This window comes from Phaeobacter sp. SYSU ZJ3003, assembly GCF_041300735.1.
Lineage (GTDB): Bacteria > Pseudomonadota > Alphaproteobacteria > Rhodobacterales > Rhodobacteraceae > Phycobacter > Phycobacter gallaeciensis_A.
Map to the genome: position 1 here is coordinate 1 of NZ_PXNU01000104.1, position 4,867 is coordinate 4,867.

Annotated in this window: 5 protein-coding genes; 1 reads left to right on the forward strand and 4 read right to left on the reverse strand. The window is 54.4% G+C overall.

Annotated features, from left to right (window positions below):
- The 4 genes from C6W91_RS20665 to C6W91_RS20680 all read right to left on the reverse strand — a co-directional run.
- Positions 1-811 (reverse strand): hypothetical protein (locus C6W91_RS20665; RefSeq protein ID WP_370571546.1); only part of this gene is annotated, 811 nt, incomplete at its 3' end.
- Between the two features lie 74 nt (positions 812-885).
- Positions 886-2,187, reverse strand: a complete 1,302-nt coding sequence (locus C6W91_RS20670; protein WP_370571547.1) for a type II toxin-antitoxin system HipA family toxin — start codon at positions 2,185-2,187, stop codon at positions 886-888.
- A 1-nt stretch (position 2,188) separates the two neighbouring features.
- Positions 2,189-2,440: a helix-turn-helix transcriptional regulator gene (locus C6W91_RS20675; RefSeq protein WP_024096522.1), complete on the reverse strand. Its 252-nt coding sequence runs from the start codon at positions 2,438-2,440 to the stop codon at positions 2,189-2,191.
- Between the two features lie 139 nt (positions 2,441-2,579).
- Complete coding sequence (locus tag C6W91_RS20680) at positions 2,580-3,443, reverse strand: hypothetical protein (protein ID WP_370571548.1); 864 nt, start codon at positions 3,441-3,443, stop codon at positions 2,580-2,582.
- A gap of 407 nt (positions 3,444-3,850) precedes the next feature.
- On the opposite strand from C6W91_RS20680, the gene C6W91_RS20685 reads away from it, so the two are divergent.
- The gene (locus C6W91_RS20685) at positions 3,851-4,843 is read left to right on the forward strand and encodes a hypothetical protein (protein WP_370571549.1); all 993 of its coding nucleotides are present in this window, start codon (positions 3,851-3,853) and stop codon (positions 4,841-4,843) included.
- The last annotated feature ends 24 nt before the right edge of the window (positions 4,844-4,867 follow it).

Below are 4,867 nucleotides of genomic sequence, written 5' to 3' on the forward strand. Positions count from 1 at the left end.
GCCGTGTTGATGCTGGCAAGCCATTTGTTTTCCCAACGGTATATCCGAGCACTTTCAGAAAGCTTTCCTCAGCCCTCTCGAAATCGCCACCACCATGACCACTTCCAACATCTGTGGTTGGCCATTTGAAAGCTTCCACTTCGGGCAAATCTCGGACCCTTCGCCTCCACTCCTTTTCGACAGCTGAAACAATCAAGAGGTGTTCGTTTTTCTTTTGGCCTGTCGAATTGGCTGCACGGGATGTATTTGCCTTCCAGAGGTTTAGGAGTTGCTCGTTGTTTGACTTGGACAGGGAAGAGCGAATTCTTTTTCCGCTTTCAACGAGTGATGACATCTCTCGCTTATGACGAGCTTTTGCTTGCCGCTTCACGTCTTCATCTCTGCGAGCTTCTTTTGATTTCCGCCTTTCCAACCTCTTTTTGGTTTTTTGCTCTTTGGCTGCCCGCTGTTGATCGAGATGTCGCTGTTTTCTAGCAGCTGTTTCAATAGTCTTGGCCCATGATTGAAAGTGGCGCTGGTAGATTACGTCTATTTCCACATCATGGCGGATGACGGTTTGCCCCTTGAAGGTCAGGCCGACCGTAAAATTCGGCCCTTCCTGTGGAGACCCGACCCACATTTCGTCTCTCATCACAGTGAAGAGGCGCACGAAAACCTGGTTGAAGATCGGATCGTCACCAAAGCCGTGCAATTCCTGATAAGCCTTGCCGACAGCAACCCACTCTTTTGGCTGATCCGCCAAGCTGTTCAAAACAAAAAGCGACAATTTTCTAAGAGCATCGAGACTAAGCTCAAATTTGGATTTACTCACGAACATCCGCCCAAAAAATCAATTACTTAAGCTCCTTCTAAGATTGCTCTCAAAGGGACAATTTTATTGCGACCTTACTTCAAAAGAGGTAGGCGACTCCTCAGCGCGCCATCGATCGAAGCAAGCAACGACTCTGGGAAATCCTCTGGAAGCAGGTTGAACTTGGCCTCAACGATCGCGTGCGAGGTCTCCTGCAGTTCTTCGAACAGGCCCTGTACGACAGCGCGGGATAAGCCGGATTGAACTCCGGTCTCCACGATGTGCCGACCAACGATATTCGAAACCTTGTAGTGGTTTGAGTTGCCGAAATTCATGGCCAGTTTGAAGTACTTTCGCTCGATCTGCCGTGCGTCGACGGTCGGCTGCACCGTCAGCACGTCGTAGAGCGGGGCCATGCGGAAACGGCCGCCTGGTAAGAGGCTGATACTGAAATTCTTGCCATGCCCATCTGTCGCGCCCAGCAGCCAGAACAGGACATTCGCTTTGAAAAAATCGTACCGGTCTTTGTTGGGGTCATCACTTCCCAACAATAGATCCATGATATCTGAGATTCCTGGGCCGCCCTCGTTCTGGTACTTCTGGGTAGGCACAACGGACAATGCTTGACAGCAATCCTCCTGCGGCAGACGGATCAAGCGGCCATCAGACGTCCAGCGCCGATCAAAACGCTCAACCACCAAGGCTTTCTTGTCGCCAAACTGAGCCATTTCGACATTCGCTGCCCGAAGTCCAAACGCCTCCATCAGCGTGAGACACAAGTATTCATTCTCAACGCTGTCGGACAGATCCATGCCGTTGGGCAGTCTACCTATTTGCGGCTTGATGATGTGCGTGGTTGGCGTCGTACCGGTTGGCTCAATCCACTGGCCATCTTTACGAAGCAGCGCTGTTTTTTCCTGCGCGCCAGCGACAGAAATTCGGAAGTCATTCTCGCGGCGGATACCCAGTGGCGCGAGGTCGAGGTCGCTCAAAATGGCCCCGATCTGCACCTCGTCGACAAGTTCTCCAGTCAGCTCGGACATTGGCTGTGGCTCATGTCCATCGGGAAGGAACTGCAGCGCACCAATGCAGTCCCGCCCAATTTGGGACAGCAAGCTAAAGGCATCGACGCCCTCGGCCCCGACGCGCTCTGCGACCCTTCGGCGAATGAGATCACTGTCGGGCAACAGGTTGTCAAAGACGGCCATCACAGGTGCGCCGCTGTAGCGGTTCTCCTGCAATGGCAACGATAGCGACACCGGCATCCGGTGCTCCCACTCGAGCCAGTCTCGTGCATAGGCAAAACTGACGCCGCCTGAGGGCTCACGTACCAATTGACCCAAGAGCCGCGAGTTCAGAAAGACGTTCAGCGGTGTGTAGCTGCGTTTGCGGCCCATGTCAGAAAATGTCCTCAAGCCCGTCTGATGTGCCTTTGCTGCGCTCGGTCACGGTAATTTCAAGCTCCAAGGCAGCGATCAAATCGAATACCGTTTCCAGCTTGGTTCCGCCGCTGCCGTTCTCGATCTTGGAAATTGTCTCTTGCCAGACACCGCTCATCGAGGCGAGTTCCTTCTGGGTAAGGTTCTTTGCCTTCCGAGCCTGGCGAATTGCGTGGCCCAAGTTTTTTGATGTACGAACGAGGTGCTTCATGGCGGTTCTCCTGCCACTGTATATGACCCCTGGATCATAAATTGTCAATATGACCCCCAAATCATAAAGCCGCAGTATGATCTAGGCATCATAGACCTCAACAGCGTTGCAAGCTGCCTCCCAGACTTCGCCAATACAATCACGCCTGCAGCCCCGCCGCGCGCACCTGCTCAAGCGTCACCAGCTTTGACGCAATCAGATCCTCGATCTGCCGGTTTGTGATATGGCGGCACAGGGGGTGGCGCTCGTGGATCCACTCGGCGAGGCTCGCACGGCCTTTGGCTTCGGCCGCTCGAGCCTTCTCGCGATCCGCCTGTATCTGGGCAAGCCCCTTCTCCCATCGGCGCATCTTGAACCAATTGTCCGAGAAACAGACCTTGCTGCGGGTGTAGCCCTCGCTCTCCTTCGCATAGGCCTTGACCGCCTGAATCAGGTCATCGGGCTCTACCCCAGCGTTCACGGCTGCTGCGATAAGGCGCAGACTGGTTCGCCGGTCTCGGACCCTGTCCTCGGGATAGGCTGCCAAGATCTTCTCAGCTTCAAGATCTTCAACCTCCTCCGCCGCCTCGCGCCTGCGCGTAGGTGGTTTATGGATGGTTTTAGGATGGTTTGGGGTCCACCGTGAACCCCGTACCCCGTTCACCGTGGACCCCGTACCGGGTTCAGGCTGGACGGGGTTCACAGTGACCCCCGTCTCAATATCGGGCTCGGCCGTGGGTTCGAGCGCAACCACGCGCTCCAGAACAATGCGGTAAATGACGGTGTAACCGTTCTTGCAGTGTCGCCGCCCTGTCTCGATCAGAATGCCTTCTCGCAAGAAATCGATGATGGTGCGCTTCACCGTGCTTTCGCTGAGCTCAGTATGGCGCTGGATGGTCCCTTTGGAGCACCAGATGCCTGAGCCATCATCGCTCGCCTTATCCGCCAGGAACATGATGATCTGCTTGCGCGCAGCGCTGCCAAAGCGACGTTCGGCGCATTCATTTGCGATGCGCCAGCTCATTGGACCACCTCACCAGTCAGAGGCCGCGAAAAAGCTGACTGAGCGTTTGCGGTAAGGCATTGGCCCGTGCTAATGTCATTCGAAAGCTGACAGGCTTTTTCTATTTGGCCCCGGTTCACAGTTGCCGCTGTGACGGGGCCTTTTTCGTTTTGAACCGGCGAATTTAGCTTTGAAACTTTCGCTTTTTGTTCGCTTTTTGTCAGGGGGCATTTTGCACCCCTAAATCGTTGTTTTTGCTTTATCTCTTTCTGGATTGCAAATCCGTGTACACCGGTTCGATTCCGGTACTCGCCTCCATACATCTTTCTGGTCCCTATATCCTTGATTTGTTATGATGTGTGATGGACGGCGGCACTGTCGCTGACATTACGATTGACATTACAGATGGCATTGTGGGGAGCTGAGGAGTGGACTGGCATCCAGCGAGTGTTAGCCTTCGGAACGGCAGATACTACGTCGTCATGACGGTGCCACGCGAGGCACGTGCCGCAGTGAAGGGGCAGGCACAGGTTCGTGTGGCAGCCAATACGACAGATCGGGCTATCGCAGAAAAACGCCGCTTTGAGTTGGAAGGTCAGCTACGGCAGCGGGTGTTGGAAGCCGTGGGAAAGCATCGGCTAGCTGAGCGTGAGAGCCGATACCAGAGAGCCGTTAAGCTGCTCCATTTGGCTGACAAGCCGTACGACCACGTTTATGAGCCGGAGTTCTGTGATGTGGTAGAGCGGACGTTCTCTGAGCTGCCAGAGACCCCGGATCAGGCAAAACAAGCAATCCATGAGATGGAAAGGTTGGTCTTCGAGCTGCAGGAGCTGGATAGGCGGCCTGCAGATGCTGCTGGCTTTCTCGAGATGTATGAGCGTTTCGATGGCCCACCGCCCAGCGCTGAGGATGCAAGTGCCTCTGTGGAGGCCGCGAAGAGGGAGCTTTCCGCCACTTTTGGATTGGGGGGTGATGTCCTGAGGTTGAAGGCAATGCTCACCCGTTTTGAGCAAACCCTAGAGCTGCGCGTTCGCCAGGGGGATATCAAACAGAAGACGGCCAAAGCCCGGATTCGACATATCCACCAGTTCATTGATCTGGTCGGAGACCTTCCCATTGATGAGGTGGAGGCAAAGCATGCCTACGCCTTTGCTCAGCGCCTTTCGGAGGAGCATGGTAATTCGACCATCAAGACCCGAGTAAGCGATATATCGACCATGCTGGAGGAGGCTGTAAGAACCGGAGACCTAAAGCGCAATCCGTTCGTGGGCCTCAAACTCAGTGGCTATGGCGCAAAGCGACAGAACTACGCGCCGTTGTCCGACGATCTTTTGCATCACCTTTTCTCGATACCGAAACTGCCCGACGAGATACGTGATCTGAATCGCTCCGAGTTTGTCGGAGACCATCAACTTAAGTAAGGATGATGGTTATGACGAAAAGCA